General features: G+C 25.2%; 17 protein-coding genes. 16 read left to right on the plus strand and 1 reads right to left on the minus strand.

Features of this window, described 5'->3' with window-relative positions:
- Nucleotides 1-192: 192 nt before the first annotated feature.
- On the plus strand, nt 193-1,050 hold the full coding sequence (locus EXC57_RS02010; RefSeq protein WP_004025413.1) for a DegV family protein: 858 nt from the start codon (nt 193-195) through the stop codon (nt 1,048-1,050).
- Between the two features lie 695 nt (nt 1,051-1,745).
- On the opposite strand, the gene pta is transcribed toward EXC57_RS02010, so the two are convergent.
- Nucleotides 1,746-2,741: a phosphate acetyltransferase gene (gene pta, locus EXC57_RS02015; protein WP_004025412.1), complete on the minus strand. Its 996-nt coding sequence runs from the start codon at nt 2,739-2,741 to the stop codon at nt 1,746-1,748.
- A 141-nt stretch (nt 2,742-2,882) separates the two neighbouring features.
- Between pta and EXC57_RS02020 the strand changes: the two genes are divergently transcribed.
- The 15 genes from EXC57_RS02020 (at nt 2,883) to EXC57_RS05165 (ending at nt 24,689) form a co-directional block, all read left to right on the plus strand.
- Nucleotides 2,883-3,503 carry a ribonuclease HII gene (locus EXC57_RS02020; protein ID WP_004025411.1) on the plus strand — a complete coding sequence of 207 codons (621 nt, stop codon included), beginning with the start codon at nt 2,883-2,885 and terminating at the stop codon, nt 3,501-3,503.
- A 401-nt stretch (nt 3,504-3,904) separates the two neighbouring features.
- Complete coding sequence (pdhA, locus tag EXC57_RS02025) at nt 3,905-4,981, plus strand: pyruvate dehydrogenase (acetyl-transferring) E1 component subunit alpha (RefSeq protein ID WP_004025410.1); 1,077 nt, start codon at nt 3,905-3,907, stop codon at nt 4,979-4,981.
- Nucleotides 4,982-4,983: 2 nt separating this feature from the next.
- Entirely contained in the window at nt 4,984-5,979 is a 996-nt protein-coding gene (locus tag EXC57_RS02030) for an alpha-ketoacid dehydrogenase subunit beta (RefSeq protein WP_129692556.1), read from the plus strand.
- A 4-nt stretch (nt 5,980-5,983) separates the two neighbouring features.
- Nucleotides 5,984-7,342: a dihydrolipoamide acetyltransferase family protein gene (locus tag EXC57_RS02035; RefSeq protein ID WP_129692557.1), complete on the plus strand. Its 1,359-nt coding sequence runs from the start codon at nt 5,984-5,986 to the stop codon at nt 7,340-7,342.
- Nucleotides 7,343-7,362: 20 nt separating this feature from the next.
- Nucleotides 7,363-8,754 carry a dihydrolipoyl dehydrogenase gene (gene lpdA, locus EXC57_RS02040; RefSeq protein ID WP_129692558.1) on the plus strand — a complete coding sequence of 464 codons (1,392 nt, stop codon included), beginning with the start codon at nt 7,363-7,365 and terminating at the stop codon, nt 8,752-8,754.
- Between the two features lie 12 nt (nt 8,755-8,766).
- A complete protein-coding gene (locus EXC57_RS02045) occupies nt 8,767-9,759 on the plus strand; it encodes a lipoate--protein ligase (protein ID WP_129692559.1) in 993 nt (330 codons plus the stop codon).
- Between the two features lie 341 nt (nt 9,760-10,100).
- Entirely contained in the window at nt 10,101-11,852 is a 1,752-nt protein-coding gene (locus EXC57_RS02050) for a hypothetical protein (RefSeq protein WP_129692560.1), read from the plus strand.
- Nucleotides 11,853-12,237: 385 nt separating this feature from the next.
- Nucleotides 12,238-13,971 (plus strand): hypothetical protein, encoded by a 1,734-nt coding sequence (locus tag EXC57_RS02055; protein ID WP_004025404.1) that lies wholly within the window; start codon nt 12,238-12,240, stop codon nt 13,969-13,971.
- Between the two features lie 223 nt (nt 13,972-14,194).
- On the plus strand, nt 14,195-15,871 hold the full coding sequence (locus tag EXC57_RS02060) for a hypothetical protein (protein ID WP_004025403.1): 1,677 nt from the start codon (nt 14,195-14,197) through the stop codon (nt 15,869-15,871).
- 250 nt (nt 15,872-16,121) lie between these two features.
- The gene (locus EXC57_RS02065) at nt 16,122-17,864 is read left to right on the plus strand and encodes a hypothetical protein (RefSeq protein ID WP_229502564.1); all 1,743 of its coding nucleotides are present in this window, start codon (nt 16,122-16,124) and stop codon (nt 17,862-17,864) included.
- Between the two features lie 469 nt (nt 17,865-18,333).
- Nucleotides 18,334-19,308, plus strand: coding sequence for an IS30 family transposase (locus EXC57_RS02070; RefSeq protein WP_129692561.1), 975 nt, complete (start codon nt 18,334-18,336; stop codon nt 19,306-19,308).
- An 82-nt stretch (nt 19,309-19,390) separates the two neighbouring features.
- Nucleotides 19,391-21,049: a hypothetical protein gene (locus EXC57_RS02075; protein ID WP_129692562.1), complete on the plus strand. Its 1,659-nt coding sequence runs from the start codon at nt 19,391-19,393 to the stop codon at nt 21,047-21,049.
- 294 nt (nt 21,050-21,343) lie between these two features.
- Nucleotides 21,344-23,164, plus strand: coding sequence for a P116 family lipid acquisition surface protein (locus tag EXC57_RS02080; protein WP_129692563.1), 1,821 nt, complete (start codon nt 21,344-21,346; stop codon nt 23,162-23,164).
- 51 nt (nt 23,165-23,215) lie between these two features.
- Entirely contained in the window at nt 23,216-23,905 is a 690-nt protein-coding gene (locus EXC57_RS02085) for a P116 family lipid acquisition surface protein (RefSeq protein ID WP_129692564.1), read from the plus strand.
- Between the two features lie 79 nt (nt 23,906-23,984).
- Entirely contained in the window at nt 23,985-24,689 is a 705-nt protein-coding gene (locus EXC57_RS05165) for a hypothetical protein (RefSeq protein WP_159402887.1), read from the plus strand.
- Nucleotides 24,690-24,730: the final 41 nt, after the last annotated feature.

Here is a 24,730-nt window from a genome sequence, read left to right on the forward strand (position 1 = left end):
ATGAATAACCTTATACAAAACAAAAACATATAATGTTATTCATTTTTTGCTTTTAACTTGTTTCAAGTGATTTTACGCAAATAATGATTTGAAATTAATGTTTTAAAAAAATTTGAAAAAACTGTTCTTAAATTTTTATCTCTTTTTTATATTATAATCATAAGCATATATAAATTTAATTTGAGAGAAATTATGGCTAAAAAAAGAACTTGTATTATTGTTGACTCATCTAGTGGCATTAATAAAGACGAAATTAAAGATGTTTATTTGATTCCTCTTCATATTACAGAAATCACAAAAGATAATAAAACTAAAGACTATCTTGATTCAGTAGATATTAATACATTAGATGTAATGCACAAAATAAAAAGTGATATTGATCTTAAATCTTCACAAGTAGCATTGGGTGAGATATTTAATACTCTTGAAGATTTAAAAGGTAAATATGATAGATTTATTGCAGTTCCTATATCTAAACAAATTTCTGGATCTTATAACACTTGAAATATGGTAAAAGAAGATTTTCCAGAATTAGATATATTAATAGTTGATGCAGAAGATATTTCTGTTGGTATCAGAAATATAGTATTAGGTATTAAAGAGCTTGTTTCAAAAGATGCCACTAATGATGAAATTGTTTCTTTTGTTGAAACAAGAAAAAAAACTAGATACGGAATGCTAATTGTAAAAGACTTATCTCAACTTGAAAAAGGCGGAAGAATAAGTAAGTTTAAAGCAATGGTTGCAACTATGCTTGGATATAATATTTTAATTTCTTTTAGCGGTGGATTAGATTTTTATGACAAAACTATTAAGTTTGAAAAAGCAATTGATTTGGCTTTAAAGGGAATAGATGAAAAAAACAACTTCATGTCTAAAGGAATTAAAAACGCTTATATGTTTACAACTTTTATAGATGAAGAAAAAAATAATGAAATAATGAAAGAAATTTCAAAAAAACTTAACCATGAAGTTTCAATACATTATTTTCCAGCTGTTATAGCAATTCATGTTGGTGAAGGATTTGCTATTTATATTGAATCTAACTAATATAATTTATTGATTCATATTTGTTATTTTTTAAAACTTTTGGAATATCAATCCAAAAGTTTTTTAATCTAATAAATTATTTTAAATAAAAAAATATCACATAGTTAAAATAAATAGGTTCTAATATTCTATTTTTTATTTTTTGATAAGTACATATTGTTTTTGAAACAATATTAAGGTTTATAAGCTTTAAAAAAATTATTTTGAGTTTCATATTTAATGTTTTTTATTTCATCTATTAGTTATATGTCCTAAAAATAGCATGAAACAAATGATGATAAAATTAATATGACACTAAAGTATATATTTATTTGAAATAATATATTTTTATATTACTGTAGTGTTTTTCTAATCTTGTTTGTGTTTTTTCAACTAAACATCAATATCAAAATATATTAACTTAATCAAAGTAATTTTTTCTTTTGATTAATTAAATTGTTTATGCAAATAATTCTATAATATATTGGTTTATATTTTATAAGTTAATTATTTTCTTAAATAGAATAAAAATAAACAATAATATAATTTTATAACTACCTCTTTTTTGTTTTACCTATAAATTTATTTTTTTAAAGTTAATGAAGATAGTTGTATTTTTTTGTGAGAACAAAATCTTATAAAGATTAAAAAAATTAAAAAAGAACATTAAATAGAATTGTACTCTATTGATAATGTTCTTTTTTTTATAAATTTATCTATTGAGATTTTTTTAGGGCTTGTAATGCAGTTATATAACTTAAAGATACAACCTCATATAAACCAGCCCCACGACTTAAATCATTAACTGGTTTATCTAAACCAATAATAATTGGCCCAGTAACTTCATACCCTCCACATCTTTGCATCATTTTATATGATATATTTCCTGAATCGATTTGTGGGAAGATGTAAACATTAGCACCACTGTTTCAATTTAAATTTGGAGCTTTTTTTGATCTAACTGAATCAACATAAGCTGCATCAAATTGAATTTCTCCAAATACATCTGTTTTAGTGTATTTGTTTGCAAAAGTATTTTTATATATTTCATAACCTTGTTTTACTTTATCAACTGATGCACCTGCTCCACTACCATTAGTTGAATAACTTAACATTGCAACTTTATTATTTACAAGTTCTAAGTCTTTTTCTACAAACTTAACAGCATTATCTGTAATGTTTGCAAGTTCTTCAGCTGTTGGATCAATAACTAAACTTACATCTGAATAAAATAATGTTTCATCATTTTTTTCAAGGATTAAGATACTACTAACAATTTTAGATTCTTTTGATGTTTTGATAATTTGAAGAGCGGGTCTTAATGTATCTTTTGTAGTGTATTCTATTCCACAAATTGCACCATCAGCTTCGCCCAATTTAACAATTAAAGAACACATGTAATTTGGTTGCAAAACTAACTTATTTGCTTCTTCTAAAGTCATACCTTTTTCTTTTCTAAGTTCATATAAGAAATTTGCATACTTAGATAAATCATTTTGATTTAAGATAATGTTTTTAACATTAGAAACATTATTTGAATTGTTGAATTCTTCAATTGTTCTAAAAATTAAAAGTGGTTCAATGATACCCTCATTTTTTAATGTTGATGCAGCCTCTTGTATTATTGGGTTTCACCCTTCTGCAAAAACTATTAATGGTTTTTTAAAACTATTATTTGAAAGTTCTTTTTTGATTGTATTTATTATAGACATATTTTTCCTTTCATTAAACTTCAAATATAACAAATTATATTACTTTATTAAAATCATGATTAACAATATTTTATTAATAATATTCTGTATAGAAAATAGATAATTAAACTACTTTAAACTAATTAAATTAATATTAATAATATGAAAAATAATTTTAATGAAATTTATAAATATGATTTTAATTTAAGAAAAAAATATCCTAACATACTGGGCATTGATGAGGTTGGTAGAGGATGTGTTGCTGGTTCTTTATTTGTTGTTGGATTAATATTAAAACCAGAATATTTTAATAATGAAATTAAGGATTCAAAGTTAATTAAATCAATTGTTAAAAGAAAACAACTAGCAGAAGAAATTTTAAATAATACAATTCATTTTAAATGTATAAGAATTGAACCAAATAAAATATTAAATCCTAAACAAGATACTAAAAAAGCAATGTTGGAAATTGCAGTAAGTTTAAAAAGTGTTTATGATATTGTTTTAACAGATTATGAAAAAATAGAAGATGATTCAATAAATCAAATCAATATTGTTAAGGGTGATTCAACAAGTTTTACAATTGCTGCAGCTTCAATAGTTGCTAAACATTTTAAAGATAATGAAACATTAGAACTAAACAAAATTTTTCCTCAATATCATTTTATTAATCATCATGGATATTTAACACAACAACATAAAAAAATATTAGAACAACTTCCGTTATTAGAAAATGTTTATAGGTACAATTACCCAATAATTAAAAAAATATTAAAGAAATAAAAATATTATTTTTTTATTAAATTATTTATTTTTATATTTTAATTATTTTTAAAAATAGCATTGTATTCCATCATTAAATTTTTAAAAAATAAACAATAAGATATATTTCAATAATTTAATTATTAAATTTAATAAAAAATAGTGATTTAACCACCTCTTATCACATAAAATTAGTACCATTTTTACCTATAACCAAAATAGAATATATTTATTTTCATATACACTATTTATTAGTATTAAATTGGACAAAAACATTGCTTTTTTCAATATTTTTTATTGTTTTTTTATTTCAAAATGAGTTAACTTATAAAAATAATAGTTATATATGCAAATTAGTTTTACTTATTAATATTATATGGAGTAAAATTAATACCGTATAAATATATAGAAAGAGGAATAGTATGTTTATAAATAAATTTGATAAAAAAACAGAAACATATTCTGTTTTAGATATTAATGGAAACATAACTAAAACTGGTTACAAAATTCCATTATCAAATGAACAAATTTTAAAAGCATTTTATTTCATGAAGTTAAGCCGTAAACTTGATGAAAAAATGCTACAAATGCAAAGACAAGGAAGAATGTTAACTTTCCCACCAAACATGGGTGAAGAAGCTTTACAAGTTGCTTCAGTTTTTGGAATGGATAAAGATGACTACTATGTACCAGCATTTAGATCTGGTGCTGTAGCTTTAACTATGGGAATTAAACCATGACAACTTATGTTATTGTGAAATGGTAATGAATATGGAAATGTAGCTCCAGAAGGTATTAATTTCTTACCTCCAAACATTACAATTGGTGCACAATATTCACAAGCTGCAGGTATTGGTTTAGCATTAGCATACAAAAGAAAACCAAATGTTGCTGTTACAGTTATTGGTGATGGTGGTACTTCAGAAGGTGAATTCTATGAAGCAATGAATTTTGGAAACGTAAGAGGAGTTCAAACTATTTTCTGTATCAATAATAACCAATGAGCTATTTCAACACCAACAGCAAAAGAAACTTTTAACACTGATTTAGCTGTTAAAGCAATTGCTGCTGGTATGGATTACATCAAAGTTGATGGTAATGATATTTTTGCAAGTTATGAAGCTTTTGTTGCAGCTAGAGAATACGTATTAGCTAACAAAAAACCAATTCTAATTGAATTTGTTACATATAGACAAGGGCCACATACAACAGCTGATAACCCAAGAGTATATAGAACAGAAGAATATGAACAAGAAAACAACAAAAAAGATCCAATTACTAGATTAGAAAAATACATTTTAAATAATGGTGTTGCCACTCAATCTGAATTAGATTCTATTGTTGAAAAAATTGAAAATGAAATTAATGAATCTGTTCCAATTATGGAAAGTAAAAAAGCTGTTACAATCGACGAAATTTTTGACTTTACATATGCTGAAAATTACGACGAATTAAAAGAACAAAAAGAAGAAGCTAAAAGAATTTTTGGAGGTAAATAACCATGGGTAAAATTACAGTAAACAATATTGAAGCTTTAAATAATAGTTTAAAGCTTAACATGGAAAAAAATCCTGACATTTTATTATGAGGAGAAGACTCTGGTTTTGAAGGTGGTGTTTTTAGAGCTACTGAAGGTCTTCAAAAATTATTTGGTGAAGAAAGAGTGTTTGATACTCCTATTGCTGAGGCTGCAATTGCAGGTATTGGTGTAGGTGCAGCAATGGCTGGATTAAAACCTATCATTGAAATTCAATTTGAAGGTTTTTCATTCTTATCAATACAACAAATTTTCTGTCACGCTGCAAGAATGAGAAATAGATCAAGAGGTAGATGAACTGTTCCAATGGTTGTGAGAATGCCGTTTGGTGGTGGTGTTAAAGCTCTTGAACATCACTCAGAAGCTTTAGAAGCTATCTATGCACACATTCCTGGAATAAAAGTTGTTATTCCTTCAACACCGTATGACACAAAAGGTTTAATGACTGCTGCTATTAACGATCCAGACACAGTTATTTTCTTTGAACCAAAAAGAATTTATAGATCATTCAAACAAGAAATTCCTGAAGAACTATACGAAGTTCAAATTGGAAAAGCTAATGTTATGTTTGAAGGGAATGATTTAACAATTGTAACTTATGGTCCACAAGTTCATGATTGTTTAGAAGCTATTAGCAAAATTAAACAAACTCATCCAAATGTAAGTATTGAATTAATTGATTTAAGAACAATTAAACCAATGGATGTTAAAACAATTATTAAATCAGTTAAGAAAACAGGAAAAATTTTAGTTGTAAATGAAGCTGTTAAATCTCATAGTGTTTCAGCTGAAATTATTGCTTTAGTTAATGAGTTAGCATTCTATAATTTAAAAGCAGCTCCTGCAAGAGTTACAGGATGAGATGTTACTGTTCCTTGAGCACAAGGTGAAAAATACTTTATAGTTACACCTGATCAAATAATTGAAAAAGCACTAGAATTAATTAACACTAAGGAGTAATAAAATGTATTCATTTAAATTTGCAGATATTGGAGAAGGAATTCACGAAGGTAAGGTTGGTGAAATCCTTGTAAAAGAAGGTGATACGGTAAAAGATGGTACAAATATTATCGTTGTAGAAACTGATAAAGTTACTACTGAAATTGCTTCTCCAGTTAATGGAACAATTTCGAAAATTTTAATTAAAGTTGGAGATACTATTCATGTAGGCCAAGAACTATTTTTAATTGATACAGGAAGTGGTTTTACAACTTCTCCTTCTCCAGCTGAAGTTCCAGTAGAGAAAAAAGAAGAACCTAAAGAAGAAGTAGGAGCTTCTGTTGTTGGTGAAGTTAAAGTTTCAAATAATGTTCTTCCATCTTTTGGAAGTGAACAAGTTGAAATGTTCTCTTCAAAAGAAGAAAGTTCAACTTATCACAATGCAGATGTATTAGCTAGTCCAGTTGCTAGATTATTAGCACTTGAACACAATGTTGATTTATCTACAATAAAAGGTACAGGTCCATCTGGAAGAATATTGAAAGATGATATTTTAAGTTTAATTTCTAAAGATTCATCATCAAGTCAACCAGTACAAACTACTGTAACTCAACAAGTTGTTACAGCTCCAGTTGCAAACTCACAAGTTGTAACTGCAAATGTTTCTCAAACTTCAATCGCTACAAGAGAAGATAAAGCTATTGAAACAACTCCAATGAGAAAAGCTATAGCAAAAGCAATGAAAGAATCTTGAAGTAATGTTGCTTATACTAATCTAGCTGTTGAAATTGATGTTACAGAATTATGAGATCAAAGAAATAAATTCAAAGATTTAATCTTAGAACAAGAAGGTATTAAATTAACATTATTACCTTTCATTGTAAAAGCTATTTCAAAAGCATTAGTTAAATACCCTACATTTAATTCACATGTAGATGAAGCTAATGGTCAAATTATTCAAAAAGGAGCAGTTAACATTGGTATTGCTATAGATACTAAAGATGGATTAATTGTTCCAAACATCAAAAATGCTGATAGATTATCTGTATTAGATATTGCAAAAGAAATTACATTATTAGCTGAAAAAGCTAGAACTAAAAAAATTCAAATGAGTGACTTAGCTGGAGGTACTTTCTCTATTTCAAATTATGGTTCACTTGGTGCTTCTTTTGGTGTTCCTGTTATTAAACATCCAGAAATCGCTATTGCTGGTATTGGTACACTTGAAAACAAAGCTAAAAGAGTTGGACTACATTTTGTAGAAAGAAAAGTTATGTACTTAACAGTTGCTGCAGACCACAGATGAGTTGATGGTGGTGATATTGCTAGATTTGTTGGTTTAGTAAAACAATATCTAGAAAATTTCACTTTACTATTCATTTAATTTAAAAAAGGTTATATAAAGTGAAAAAATATGATCTCATAGTTATAGGTTCTGGTCCTGGTGGTTATATTGCTGCAGAATATGCATCAAAACAAGGCCTATCAACTATGATAGTTGAAAAAGAAAATTTCGGTGGTGTGTGTTTAAACAAAGGGTGTATTCCTACAAAAACTTTGTTAAGATCTTCAAAAATTAATGAATACATTAAACATGCTATTGAATTTGGTGTGGACGGAATTAATTTAGAAAATATTTCATTAAACTGAGAAAAAATCCAATCTAGAAAAAATTCAGTTATTTCAAAATTTCAAATGGGTATTGGTGGTTTAATGAAAATGGCTAAAGTTGATGTTGTTATGGGTAATGCTGATATTGTTGATGATCACACAATTTTAGTTAATGGTGAACAATATTCTTTTGATAAATTAATTTTAGCTACAGGTAGTGAACCTAGAAAATTAAACCTTCCAGGTTTTGAACTTGGTTATCAAACAAAAAAAATAATGACATCTGATGAAGCTTTAAATTTAACATCTATTCCTAAAAAATTTACAGTAATTGGTGGTGGTGTTATTGGGGTTGAGTTTGCATTGTTATATGCAGAACTTGGAAGTCAAGTAACAATCCTTCAAGGTGTTGATAGAATTCTTGAAGTTCTAGATAAAGACATTTCAAACGAAATCACTAAATTACTTTTAGATAAAGGTATAAAAATTATCACTGATATAAAAGTATTAGAATATAGTGATAATAAAATTGTTTATGAAAAAGATGGTTCAAGACAATATGATGAAGCTGATGTAACATTAGTTTCTGTTGGTAGAGTTCCAAATGTTGAATTAGCAAATAAACTTAATTTAAATATTGAAAGAGGTTTTATAGTAACTGATGAACATATGGTTACTTCTAAACCCCATGTTTATGCAATTGGTGATTGTACAAGTAGAATTATGTTAGCTCACACTGCACATAAAAATGCAATGGTTGCTGTTGATACAATCTTAGGTAAACAAAATAAATATGTACCTTTAAAAGTTCCATCATGTATTTATACTCATCCTGAAGTAGCATCTATTGGTTATACTGAAGAAGAGTTAATTGATAAAAATATTCCATATTATAAAGTTAAAACTCCAATGTCTCACATTGGTAAAGCTTTAGCTGATGGAAGCTATAACTTTGGTTTTATTAAATTAATGGTTGATAAAAAAACTGGTGAAATTCTTGGATGTCACATTATAGCATCTACAGCAAGTGATATAATTGCTGAAATTGCTCTTGCTATGGAAACTGAATCAACAGTATATGAACTTGCAAACACAGTTCATCCACATCCAACAGTTAGTGAAGCAATTTGAGAATCAGCTAAAAAACTTTTAATGGAAAATTTCAAAGATAAAAAATGATTCTAATTGGATATTATAATGAAAATTATTAGAATGAATAATGATAATAATTCGTATTATAATCTGGCAAGTGAAGAATATTTATTAAAATATGATAAAGATCTTCTTAATGAAGATCTTTTTATTATCTGACAGAATAATAATGCAATTATTATTGGTAATAATCAAAATGCTCATAGTGAAATAAATCAAATTTATACTTCAAAAAACAATATTGCAGTTGTAAGAAGAATTAGCGGTGGTGGTGCTGTTTATCATGATGATGGAAACATAAATTTTACATTTATAAAAAGAAAAGCAAGAGATAAATTTAAATTTACTACATGTTTATCAGATATATTAGATTTTTTTGTTTCTATAGGGCTTAATGCTACCTTTAGTGGTAGAAATGACATTGAAGTTAATGGGTTCAAAGTTGTTGGTAATGCAGTTTATTTTTATGAAAATGATTATTTACTTCATGGATGTATTTTATTTGATACAAATCTATCAATTTTAGCTAGTGCACTAAATGTTGATAAGTCAAAACTAATTTCAAAAGGAATTGAATCAGTTAAAAGCAGAGTTACAAATATTAAACAGTTCTATAATGTTTCAATTGAAGAATTTATTTCTAAAATGATTACTTATTTTGAAAATAAGTATAATACAGTTTGTGAATTAATTGATTTTAGAAATATAGAAAAAGTTAAAGAACTTAAAGAAACAAAGTTTAGTTTATATGATTATAACTTTGGAAAAACATATGATTTTAACTATTCAAATAAAATAAAATTACCTTCTGGTTTAATCCAAGTTAGCTTGGAATTAGAAAAAACTAAAATTAAAAATATTGAATTCTACACTGATAGCTTGTTTGCTTTTAATTTTAAAAAACTAAAAGATGTATTTATTAATCAAATATATAATATTGAAAACATCGAAAAAATTTTAAAATCTGTTGATCTAAACTTTTATTATGAAGGATTGGATAACAAGACTTTAATTGAATTATTATTTAAAAATTATTAATTCAACTCATATAATTTATTTAATTTTTTACATGTAGTATTAATTTATAAAATACTACAGGTTTTTATTTGTAGATATAACAAACTTAAAAACAAATTAATGTATATTTATTTTAAAAGAATATAATTTAAATATAGAAGTTTGCTTTAAAAAATACATAATAATTTAAAAAATAAAGGAATTAAAATTAATTTTTTAGAAAATTGGTGTATTAAAGTTTTAAGTGCTTTAACTAATGAAAACAAATTTTTATAAATAAAAAATATAGTACTGTTTGTTGAACTTTACAAAAAAAAAAAAAAAATAAAATTAAATTTAGGTAGTGATTCAAGGTAAAAAAGATGAAAAATAAATTTAAATTATTCATTGGAATATCTATTGGTGTGGCTTTGTGTGCAGCTACATCTTTTCCTTTAACAATGACTGTTAAAGATTATAATTATCCAACTAATGTGCCAAATAAACCTGGCATTCCAAGTACTCCAATTCAACCAGGAAATAAATTTGAAGCTCCTGTATTGAAAGACAACATCACTTTTTCTGGTAGTATTAATCAATTAATAAAAACTGATGGTCGATCAGATGATGTTAATAACAATTTAAATGCTATTTTTAATAATAATAAAAAAGCTATAATTAAAAATTATGACAAAGTAAATCAAACAGATTTTCAATCTCTAAAATTTACAAGTGAAATTTTAAATTGAAACAATTGAGGTGATCAAACATTTGATCAATGAAAACAACAAGAACAACAAATAGAAGAAGTTGTATATAGTGATGAACAAAATATTGTTTTTCAATCAAAAGATCAATTAAAAAATTATTTAGAAACTAATATAACAACTATTTTAAAAGATAAACCGGAAGCCAAGTTAGCTGCTGCTGACTTTGGAGTTAATGATGCTGGTGATATTTTAATCCCTATTACAACAACATCAACACCAGCAACTGCTAGAATGTATTCTGCTTTTTCAAATCCAGAATCTACAACAACAAGTGATAAACTTATTCTTAAAATATCACCTAACAAAATAACTTTTACTCCCCAAATTAAAATTAGTGGTACATATGGAGATAATCATACCCAAATAGAAAGTAAAGATGTTTCATTTGAATGCAAAATAACAAATGTGGAAATTAAACCTATTACTTTTAAAGGAGATGCTGCTAATAAAAAAGAGGTAACTTTAAAAGATAAGGGCATAAAGGACAATACAATTGAGTTATATGATGTAATCAAAGATGAAAATGTTTATAAAGCATTGGGTTGATTAGATGAAAATTCAAATCTTGGAGAACACCTTGATGGCTCTGATATGGATATAAGCTTATTGAATGAAGAAATTATCTATAATGATTTAGGATTAAATAAAGAAACAGATGAATTGTTAGGAATAAAATTACAATTTATAAATGGAAATGAATCTAGAAAAGTAGATCATGAAAAATATAATAGGGAATATAAAATAATCATTGAAAGCATTGATAAAACTACTACAGACGACATTAATTTAAAAATAAACAATTATGAAATAACATCTTCAAGTAATCAAGAAGCAAGACAAAACGCTCCATTACAAGTGCTTGTTCCTAATGCATATTTATTAGATACAACACTTGAAGAAAATAAATTCATGTATATTAGTGGTAGTTTTTTTGGAAATAAATCATTTGAAATGGGATTTAAAACAACAAATAGTGATAATGCCACTACCTTAATTGACAACAACTTAAAAAATCAAAAGATTTATAAAAATTTTATGAAAAGAATAATTGAAGCAGCAAATGGTAAAAATATAAAATTATTTAATGGGGTAACTTTTAAATATAAAAACACTACGTGAAACTCATCAATGGTTGCAACATATGGTAATGTTATAAATTTAGATGTTACTTTGAAAAAAGGATTTGCTTTTAAAAATAATTTTACATTGAATTCATCAGATAAAACATATAGATACAATACAACTAAAAAAAGTCTTACTACCATATCTTTTGGAACAGATTGTGAAACAGATGTTAATAAAGGTGCAATTTGAAAAAACTTTAATAAAACAGTAGATCAATTTGCAAGTGGGTTAACTGAATAGATTTTTTAATACTAAATTATTAAGCTATATTAAAATAATTTACAAAACACTTAGTGTTTTGTATTTTTATTTTTTATATTAATCAAACTTTGTATGTGATTTTATATATCACAAAAAGGTAAAATAATATAATTTTTTTTGTAAAAAAATTTATAAATTTTTAAAAAATAATATAAAAATTTTAATAGGTTTAAACCTTTATATGGTCGTGTATAATAATATAATTAACTTGAGCAATATATCATATAATTATGTTGTTAAATATTCTACAAATATAGCAATCTATTGTGATTATTGTTTTGATGAATTTGGGGGAGATTTAAAATTTTAATCATTAAATAAATAATGATTAAAGTTTTGAACTATGGTTTAAATAGGTGTTTTTATGCATTCGATTTTTGTAAAAACTTATATGTTAAAAAAGATTTTTTCAGTTTTGGTAATGAAGTATAAAAAGGTGAAATTTAGTTATAAGTTAACTAATTTGTTGTCTTGTAGTGTTTCATTATGTTCTATGACATCTTTACCATTATCTGTAATTTTTGATATTGCAGGATTTGTTTTTCCAATTTTAAAAAGCAATATATCTTTTTCAGGTAATATTAGTGTAGTTCTTAAAGGTGATGGAAGAGCTAATGATGTCAACAATAATTTAAATAATATTTTTAATTCAAATAAAAGGGAAATGTTGGAAAATCCAGAAAGTGTAAGAGAAAGTGATTTAAAATCATTAAAATTTGACAGCAAGATATTAAATTGAAATGATTGAGGAACAGACACTTATGAACAATGATCAAAAAATTCTGAGCCAACTGAGATAAATTATGATCAGTCAACAATAATTAATTTTCAATCAAAAAACCAATTAAAAGTTTATTTAGAAAATAATTTAAAAACTATTTTAGGAGACAAAGTAACTAATCCGCAATTAGCAAATGCTGAATTTGCAGTTAATGGTCTTGGAGAGTTACTAATACCGATTACTGCAGAAAATATTCCAACTACAAAACTAAATTTATTTTCTACAAAAAATGAAAACAAAGTAGTTCTTAAAATTCCTTCAGAAAAAATTTCTTTTACACCTCCAATTGAAATTAGTGGTACTTTTGGACCTAATGGTACATCAATTAAATCTAAAAGCATTTCTTTTGTATTTGATACAATTAATGAAAAACAAGAAATTATTGTTTTTGCTAATGATGCAACATCTAAAAAAGATATAACCCTAGAAGACAAGGGAATTAGTGGAAACAAGATTAATTTATGGGAATATATAAAAGATGAAGATCTTTATAAAAAACTAGGGTGAACTAAAGAAGGTGTATCTCTAGACAAACATATTGATGGTACAAGAATGGATATTAATATGTTGAATAAAGAGGTTATTTATAAAGATCTTGGTATAGATGAAGCAACAAATGAGTTAACAACAATTAAAATAGAATTTATTAATGGTAATGAATCTAGAAATCCAGAAAACAACAATTATAATGGTGAATACAAAATAATAATTCAAAGTGTTGATAAACTTAAAAATAATGAATCAGTTGGTTCAAGAACTAAAAGATATGAAGTTGTATCTTCAATAAATGACAAAGGAAATACTACACCATTACAAGTTAATGTTCCAAATGCATATTTATTAGATACAGATTTAGATGGTGGCAAATATATGTATATTACTAAAGAATTTATGGGTAATAAATCTTTTGAAATGGGATTTAAAAGCGTTAGTGCTCAACCATTTGTTTTGATGTATAGAAATTTAGTTAATGGAACAATTCTTAATAAGTTTTTAGATACTATTAAAGAATCTGCAAAAACAAATAATTTTAAAATTTCTAATGGATTAGCTTTCACTATTGATAAAGTTGAAGTAAATCTTAATATGGAAAAAAACAATAACATAATATGATTAAATACACATCTTAGAAAAGGTTATAAATTTAAAAATCAATTTAGTTTAGAGTCTCAAACAAGAGCATGACCATATAAATACAACACAGATGGAAAAACAAATAAGATAAAATTTGGAGTAGACATTTCTTGACAACAAGGAGAAGCAGTTATTTGAGGAAATTATGATAAAACAATAACTGATATAATAAATGGATATTAATTTTATCTAATTTTAAAAATCTAATATTACCAACACCAAAAATGGTGTTGGTTTTTTAAAGTAATTTTATAATTATTTTTTAATTAACTTTGACATTTAATTCTTTATTTATTTTGTAAATTATTTAATTTTTCTTATGGATTGTATGGTCATTTTTTTGTGTTAAACTTAACAAAAAGAGAGAGATTTGTAGGTATATTTAAAATAGTGATTGGGGTTTGAAATGAAGGTTGGTTTTAAGTCGTTACTTAATTTGTTATCAGGTAGTACATCATTATGTATTGCAACGTCTTTACCATTATCAGTTATAAGTGATATGACAGGTTTATCATTTCCTATTTTAAAAGATAATGTTTCATTCACAGGAAATCTTAGTTTAATACTAAATGGGGATGGAAGACAAGAAGATGTAAATAACAATTTAAATAAAATTTTTAATTTTAATAAAAAAGGATTATTAAAAAATCCTAATAGTATAAATGAATCAAACTTAGAAACTTTAAAGTTTAAAAGTGAAATATTAAATTGAAACGATTGAGGAAGTGAAACTTTTGATCAATGAGAACAAAATTCTTCACTACAAGAAATTGTTTATAATAAAACTGAAATAATTAATTTTGAATCAAAAAATCAATTAAAAAATTATTTTGAAAATAACTTATCAAAAATTTTGGATAATATTCCAGGTGCTAAACTTGCAGATGCTGAATTTGGAATTGATGATTCAGGTCATTTACTAATTCCTGTTATTACATCAACAGTTGACACTAAGTTAAATTTATTTTCAAGTACAGAAAATATTGATAGTAAATTAATTCTTAAAATACCACCAGAAAAAATCTCTTTTAATCCACAGATTTCAATAAATGGTTCTTATGGTCCTAATGATCAATTTCAAATTAAATCAAAAAATGTCTCATTAGTTTGTAAAATAACCAATCTTGATTATGTACCTATCACATTTACAAATGAGTCAATTGATAAAAAAGAAATAACACTTGATGATAAAGGTGTAACAAACAATAAAGTAAATTTATGAGAAAACATACAAGATGAAGATATTTATAAAAAATTAGGATGAGTTAAACAAACCACAACTTTTGATAACCATGTTGATGGTTCTGATATGGATATAAGTATGCTAGATGAAGATCTTATATATAATGATTTGGGATTAAGCAAATCAACTGATGAACTATTAAGTGTAAGAATAGAATTTATAAATGGGGATGAATCTAGAAATTCAACAAGCGATAAATATAATGGTGAATACAAAATAATAATTGAAAGCATAGATAAAACAAGTAAAGATATTAATGGTTTAAAAATTAAAAACTATGAAGTTGTATCTTCTATAAATGAAAATAACAAAAGTGTTGTTCCTTTACAACTTAATGTACCTGATGCATATTTAATAGACACAAATCTAGATGGTGGAAAATTTATGTATATCACTAAAGAATTTTTTGATAACCAATCTTTTGAAATGGGTTTTAAAAATAATGTAGCAGTTGCTGAATTTGTTTTGATTTTAAGAAATTTAAGAAATGGTAATATTTTTAATAGTTTCATAAATAAAATAAGAGAATCTGCTTTGAAAAAAGACATTAAACTTTCTAATGGTTTGGTATTTACAATTGGTGTAGTTGGGGTAAATCAAGCAATGGATCAAAAATATTGAAACTATGTAACTTTAGATTCTTATCTAAAAAAAGGTTTTAAATTTAAAAAGCCTTTCAATTTAGAGACACAAAATAAAACTAAATCCTATAAATATAATACAGGTGGACATCCTGAAAATGTAAAATTTGGTATGGATCTTTCAACTAATAAAAATGAAGCTGCAATTTGAAGAAATTATGACAAAACCGCTGATCAATTATCAAATGAGTTAGGTTAACAAATAAATAACAAAATCTTAATTAAAATTGTTTTATTACTTTTTTGTTAAATTAGTTTTTGAAATAAATAAAAAATGTAGTATTTTTATGTACTGCATTTTTTTATCAAAATAAAACATTTGCTTTGTTTTATAAAAAAAATAATAAAACCAAAAATAGTGAATTTATTTTTTTTAATCAACATATTTTGCTGAAATAATTATTAATTTTTTATTAGTGATTACACGATTATTTTTTTGTGTTAAACTTATGAAAAAGAAACACTTTTGAAAGTTTATTCAAAGGTTATCTTGAGGTACGAAAATGAAATTGGGTCTTAAATTTTTGCTTAATTTGTTATCAGGTAGTGTCTCATTGTGTATTGTAACTTCTTTGCCTTTATCAATAATAAGTGACATTAACAATTTTAAGTTTCCTATTTTGAATTCTCTTGCTTTAAAAGATGATATTTCTTTTTCGGGAAACATTAATCAAATTCTTAAGGGAGACACAAGAGCTGATGATGTAAATGGCAATTTAAATAAAATTTTTAATACTAATAAAAAAGAATTATTAAAAAATCCAGAATATATAAGTGATTCAGATTTAGAAACATTAAAATTTAGTAGTCAAATATTAAATTGAAATAATTGGGGTACACAAACATTTAGTGAGTGAAAGGGAAATTCCAACCCAAAAGAAATTACTTATAACAAAAATGAAATTATTAATTTTGAATCAAAAAACCAATTAAAAAATTATTTAGAAAAAAACATTGTTACTATTGCAAATGATGACCCTAATGCTAAATTAGCAGATGCAGAATTTAGTGTAGATGATTCTGGTGATTTATTAATCCCTATTACTACAACAAATGTTTCTAAAGCTAGATTGTATAGTGATAATCAAAATGCTGAAGAAAATAAAGTTATTATAAAAATTACACCAGAAAAAATATCTTTTAATCCACAAATAGAAATAAGTGGTTCATATGGAAATAATAATCAATTCAAGGTTGAAACAAAAAGTGTTTCTTTAGAATGTAAGATCACTAATTTAGAAACAGTCCCTATTATGTTTAATAGTGATGTTAGTTATAAAAAAGAAATAACACTTGAGGATAAAGGTACTTCAGAAAACATAATTAATTCATGAACTAACATAAAGGATGAAGATATTTATAAAAAAATTGGATGACTTAAAGATAATGTTTCTCTTGCTGATCATATTGATGGAACTGATATGGATATAAGTATGTTAAATGAAGAAGTCGTCTATAGTGATTTGGGAATAAGTAAATCAACAGATGAACTACTAAGTGTAAGAATAGAATTTGTTAATGGAGAAAATTCTAGAAATTCAACTAAAGATAATTACAATGGTGAATATAAAATAATTTTAGAAAGCATTGATAAAACATCTAATAACAGTAATGGTTTAAACATTAAAAACTATGTGGTAGTTTCATCAATAAGTAATAATGGTAACAACACAACTCCTTTACAAGTTAATGTTCCAGATGCTTATTTGTTGGATACGAATTTATCTGATGGTAAGGTTATGAATATTAGCAAAGAATTTTTTGGTGGAGAATCTTTTGAAATAGGTTTTAAAACAACTGCTTCTGCAGCGGATTTTGTATTATTACAAAGAAATTTATCCAATGGTACTATTTTTAATAGATTTATAGAAAAAATTAAACAATCAGCAACCACAAAAGGACTAAAAATTTCTAATGGCGTTATACTTACGATTGGACCAGTTAATGTTGTAGAATCAATGGCACCATATAAAAATGTCATTACTTTGAATGTGTCTTTAAAAAAAGGATATACATATAAAAAATCTTTTAATTTGCAATCTCAAACAAAAACAACTACATACAAATACAATACAGCAGGTAATTTAAATTCAATTAGATTTGGAACTGATATTTCATCTACTCAAAATCAAGCTGCTATTTGAGGTAATGGTAGTAAGACTATAGAACAAATTGTTAATGGTACAAGATAAAACAAAAATAATAATTTACATTTTTTGTAATTTGTGAAATCTTTATAAAATAATCTAAATTTTTAGATACCTATAAAAAAATAATATTTTTATATGTAACACTTTTATGTGTTACATATTTTTAATAACCATAAACATCATTGATTTTTAAACTAATTAAAAAATCTTATTTTTTACTTTTAAGTAAAATTAATAATTTTTTTTATTTGATAATCTATTATTAAATTTTTATTAATAATAGTATATTGTTTTTTTATGTTAAAATTACAGTCCAAAGACATTTGAAAATTATTTCAATTAATATAAGGGAGGTATAAAATGAAATTTATTAAATTACTTAATTTCATATCAGGTGGTATTTCATGCTCGATTGACATGTGAAGTGCAACACTCAAAAAAGAGTGTGCACTTCATTTGTTTTGTTTGTAAGTGTTCACTAATAAAAAGATAATGAATATTAGGAGTGCTTATGAAAACTTATAAACATTTAACAAAAGAAGAAAGATGCTTAATTTATTTTCTTTGAAATAAAGAAAAATATTCTATGAATAAGATTGCAAAAATCTTAAATAAAAACAAATCAACAATATCAAGAGAATTAAAAAGAAACACATCTTCAACAGGGATTTATTATTCATCAACTGCTCACAAAAAATACATTAGAAGAAAATCAAATTGTCATATGTTTTTTATGTTGAAGTACAAAAACTTCACAGATCTTTTTATTCAAAAATTTAATCCTAAATCTCATGGTGTAGAAGCTACAATTTTTTGAATAAAAGAAAACTATCCGTTAGTTAAAGTTCCAAGTGCTAGGCAAGTATTTAGATGAATCAATAGCAAGATTTGAAAGATACAAAGAAGAGATTGTTTAAGAAGAAAATATGTTAAAGGAAAAAGAAGAAAAATAGGTATATTTTCTAAAATTGATGGAAAATACTGCATTCCTTATAGTCTAAGACCAGAAAAGATAAACAATAGAAAAGAATTTGGACATTGAGAAGCTGATCTAATAGTTAGTAAAAGGCAAAGTGGTTATTACCACTTATTGACATTAGTGGAAAGAAAAACAAGGTTGGCAATTATTAGAAAAATAAAAGGGAAGAACGCAAGATCAATGATGGCTAAAATGTATACCATTATTCGAGATGAAAAACTCCCAATAAAAAGCATCACTGTTGATAATGGGTTAGAGTTTCAAATGATGGGAATAACTGCAAAACAATTCAACTTTAAAGTTTATTATTGCCAACCTTATTCTTCATTCCAAAGAGGGTCCAACGAGAACATAAATGGGATAGTTAGAAGATGATATAAAAAAGGAACTGACTTCAGTTTAGTAAGTGAAGATAAAATAAAAACTATTGAATGAAAAGTAAACAACATCCCAAGAAAAATGTTTGGTTATAAAACAGCTTACCAAATGTATCAAGAAAATATTTAAAACAAAAAAACTCTCAACTTATATTTCAAAGTCGAGAGTTTAATGTAACATTGAAGTGTTGCACTTCACATGTCAGTTAGGGATGAAATTTATTAAATTACTTAATTTCATATCAGGTGGTATTTCATTATGTTTGGTAACATCATTGCCATTATCTTTGATGACTAATACTAAAAATTCTGAAACTTCTGTCTTGGGAATTTCAGATTTAGGTGTTCCTGTTTTAAAAGATAATATTTCATTTACAGGAAATATTAATATTTTATTAAATGGTGATGGAAGAGCTGATGTTGTAAATAAAAATTTGAATAAAATTATTAACTATAATAAAAATTCAATGCTAAAAAATCTAGATGAAATAAGCGAGCTTGACTTAAATACATTATCTTTTGAATGTGAAATACTAAATTGAAACAATTGAGGAAATCAAACATTTGATGAATGAAAAAATAATGGCGTTTCAAAAGAGGTTACATATAGTGAAAAAGATAAGATTATTTTCCAATCAAAAAATCAATTAAAAAATTTTTTGGAAAATAATCTTATTAAACTATTAAATGATCCAAATGTTAAGTTAGCTGATGCAGAGTTTGGTATTAGCAATTTTGGAGATTTATTAATTCCGTTGGTTTCTAATTCAACAAACACAAGTAATGATAAAATAGTTCTTAAAATACCTTCTAAAAGTATTTTGTTTACTCCTAAAATTAAAATAACTGGTAGTTATGGAATAAAAAGAGAACGTCAAATTACATCAAAAAATATTTCTTTAGAATGCAATATATCTAATTTTGAATTGATACCTATTACATTTACAGAAAAAGCTAATAATAAAAAAGATATAATTCTTGATGAAAAACCAAATGATGCAAACAAAATTAACTTGTGAGAACAAATAAATGATAAAAATATTTTTGAAAAATTAAGTTGAATTAAAAAAGATGTTTTGAATAATGAAAACATAAATAATTCAAATATTAATTTAAGTATGTTTGATCTTAATGTTATTTATGATGATCTTGGATTAAACAAGGATACTGATGAAATATTAAAAATAAGAATTCAGTTTATAAATGGTGAATCATCTAGAAGACCATCAAATAGTAATTATAATGGTTTATACAAAATATTAATTGATACTATTAAAAAAAATAACAATAATAATTCTGACTTAAAAATTAAAACATATGAAGTTGTTTCATCTATAAATCAGAATAAAAATACAAACCCATTACAAGTTAATGTTCCTGATGCTTTCTTGTTAGATACTAATTTGGGTGGTGGTAAATATATGTATATCACTAAAGAATTTTTTGGAAATCAATCTTTTGAAATGGGTTTTAAAACATATAGTGGTTGGCCTGCACAATTTGTCTTACTTCATAGAAACTTATCAAATGGTAGAATTATTAGTAGTTTCATTAAGAAAATTCATGATTCAGCTAAAGCAAAAGGGATTCAAATTTCAAATGGTTTAATATTTATAATTGATCGTGTAAATGTGAATACTTTAATGGGAAAATATTCAAACAATGTAAGATTAAGAGTTTTACTTAGAAGAGGATTTAAGTTTAAAGATACATTTACATTAGAATTACAAGATAAGAGTGAAACATATAAATACAACACTAAAGGAAATACAGGTAGTGTAATATTTGGAATTGATATTTCACCTAAACAAAACGAAGCAGCAATTTGAGGTAATTATTCTAAAACAATAAATGAAATTGTTTTAAAATAATTTTAAATTAATGTTGTTTTAATAATTAAATTTAAAAATAAATTTAATGGTGCACAATACTTATAGTTTTGTGCATTTTTTATTAAATTAATTAACAATACAGATAAATTGTGTTTAATAATGTAAAAGGCAAAACAGAAACACAGATCAATAAATTGATTAATTAAATAAATTAGAAAATAAATTTATTTTTTTCTAAATATTTTTATTTTTTTTATTTCTAATAATTTTGTTTTTTTATTGTAAAATAAATTAACCTAGAATAGATAATTTATAGCTATGTAAGGGGCAATTATGAAGTTAAAGAATAAATTATTTGGTTTGCTTTCTGTTGGTGCTGCTGCATCAATTGGTAGTGTGTCTGTTACTATGTTAACTGATTCATTGAAACAAACAAAATTAAATAATGAAAAAGATAAATCCACCAATGATAATACATCTAAAGACAATGTAACTGAAAATGTTATTAATTCATCATTAAGTAAAACATCATCTGACATTGTAAATGGTGCACCTGCTATCACTAATGATCTATTAGTAATAAAGGCAAATAATTTAAATAAAGTTCAAAACAAAAATGAATTTTTAAACAAAACATTTAGCATTAGAACTTATGAACAATTTGTTAATAAAAAAAATTTAAGAAAAGATTTAATGTTTTATTTAAATTCTTTATGGAAATCTAATGGTAAAAAGTTTGCTATGACTTTTGTTACTGAACCAACTATTAGTGTTGCTAGTGATTACACTAGAAATGTGAATCTTAATGTAAAAATTAAATTAACTAATTTATTGCCTTCAACAACAAGTTTTAATTTTGATAATTATAGCCTTGAAATTGCTCCAAATAGTTTTGCATATTTTGAATTAAGAGTAGATAACTCTCCTTTTAAATTAACTATTAATTCTTTTAATAATAGATTTTTCTTAGGTGTTAAATTTGATTCTATTATTGTGAATTGTTATGATAAGCAAAATAGAAAAATAAAATCATATAAATTAAAAGATTTCACTTTTACTCCTAAGAACTTCTCATACATATTTTTAAGTGAATTTTCGGGTTTAACAAATCAGTTAAACTATAGACAACTTTATGATGATGATAATTTTGATCTTTATAGAAGTAAATTAACAAATAAAGAGATTGCCAATAATATATCTTTATATGCTTATGAACAACAAAATTTAATAATGGCATCATTAAGAGCAGCAGATAAAGTTTTTGAAAGTATTTCAAGAAATCCTAAACTAGATGTTTTTTTAAATGATACAGGTTCAAGTATTTCGTATTTATTAACACAATTAAAAATAATTCCAGCAGAATTACAAGGTCTTGTAACAGATTTAATTAGCAATGATAAAACCGTTATTCAAGTTATTCAAGATAATAGAAATACAATTGAGAAATTTGCATTATCTATATTAGGAAATGACCCATTCTTTTCAGGTTTAATTACAAGTGTTTTAGATAAAATAAAACCAAATATGACTCCTGAAGAAAGAGAAGAATTCTTTTCATTATTAGAAGTAATTCCAGGAGATTTATCTTTTATTAAATCAATTCTTGGGAAAATATTTGATAGTGGAAAAACTTTTGATATTATAGTTGATTTACTTTTAAATTCTTCAGATGAAATAAAGGATTTAATTAAAGGTGTTCCTTTTGTTTCAGAAATATTAGATTTTTTAAAAAATACTTTTATTAAATTTAATGGCAACCCAGAAGTTCTTTCAGTTTTTGCTCAAGATAAAGAATCAATTATAAAATTATTAAAAACATTTTTATCAAGTAGTGGTATGGCATTACCTCAAACATTCTGATTCTACTTTGATCAACTATTCACTAACAATTCAAATTTTAATGTTGATAAACTTAAATATTTATTTCAAACTACATTTGTTGGATTTACAAGATATTTTTTAACTTCAATTACAACATCTGGCAATTTTGTTAAAAATGTTGAATATAATTATGAAAAAAACACAGTTAGTTTTAAATATGAATTTGTTTGAACTTTAACTAAAGACTATTTGTGAAGTATTCTACCATTAAAGAACATTTTACCAAGTTATATTGGTATTCAAGGTTTCCCTTTTAAAATACCAACTAAATAAGTAACAGATGTTTTATTTGACTATATTAGATTTACAAAGAATGATAGAGTTGTGTTCACATATGAAGCTATAAATCAACCTTTATGAGCTAAACCAAAACTTGTTGATGGTATGTATTATTTTGGTTATACAATTCCACACAAATTAAAAGTGTGATTAGATTGACCAGGTGGATATAATTCTATTGCAGGACAATTCCATTGATTTATTGGACAATGAAATGCAGCAAGTGATATCACATATTATGCTTTATCACAGCAACACGAAGTATTGCAAACAATGTCTTTTTATGACAAAAATAAAGTACTTGGTGATTCTCAATATTATGGTGATGATGTTTACATGGATAAACTCCAATTTAAATGAAACCCAATTACAAATGATTTAAAATGAGCTACACGATCTAGCTTAGCTCGTGAAACTTTAAGAAGATATGATGTTTATACAGCAGATCTTACAAATAGACACCAATATATATGATCAACAAGCTTAAAAATAGCTGAAAATAAATTAGATGATTTGGTTAATAAATATGTTTGGGTTAATGATAATGTTAAAAATGACCCAAGACTTCAACCAATTGTTTATTTACATCCTATTGTGGATTTAAGATTAAGATATTTATCAACTCAAATTCTAAGTGTTTTTGTTTTTGAGGCTGTGGTAATGTTCCCATATGATGTTATGAATGTTGATACTGGTGCTACAGGAAATGTTTTCAAAATTTCCTTCACATTATAAAACAAGATAGTATTTTATAGGTTTGTTTTTTATTTTTAGTGATATATAATTATAAGTATAGATAGTTTTAAGGATTTATATGCAAAATATAAGCGAAGCAAAAGTTAAAAAATATTCGATTGTCTCTTATGGACTTGGGTCAGCTTTTATAATGCTTTCTGGTTTAGTTATTGGGCTATGAATTATATTAGGTCCAAGATTCAACGAAATATTTACAGCTAAAGATACTGATTCGTTAAGTGGTGGTATTTTCTACTCAGCTGTAGTTTGTACTGGGTTATGAGTTTTATTACTTGTATTATTAGTATTCTTTGTTATTTATTACAATAAAATTTCTAGAAGTTTTCAAAATCAAGATTTTGAAATGCCTGATATGAGAAAAGATCCTGGACAACAACAAAATCCTAATCCTGTTGTTGTAAACATTAATAATCCTAATCCTTTATTAAACAACAATAGACCAAATAATGGGCCTGGTCCAAATTTAGGTCCAATGAACCAACAAAGACCTATGCCAAATGGTCCACAAGGTCCAAGACCATTATTAAATGGTAACCCTCAAGGACCAAGACCTATGCCAAATGTTCCACAAGGTCCAAGACCAATGGGCCCACAACCACAACCAGGGTTTAGACCAGCTCCACAATTATCTGGTCCAAGACCAATGGGTCCAAGTCCTCAAGGACCAAGACCTATGCCAAATGGTCCACAAGGTCCAAGACCAATGGGTCCGCCAATGGGGCCACAACGTCCACCTGTTCCACCAAGACCTGGTAATAGATAAAATGTTATTAAAAAGAAGTTTTTTAAAAAAACTTCTTTGCT

Origin of the sequence: Malacoplasma iowae (assembly GCF_900660615.1) — a bacterium.
In the GTDB taxonomy this organism is placed as follows: Bacteria; Bacillota_I; Bacilli_A; order Mycoplasmatales; family Mycoplasmoidaceae; genus Malacoplasma; species Malacoplasma iowae.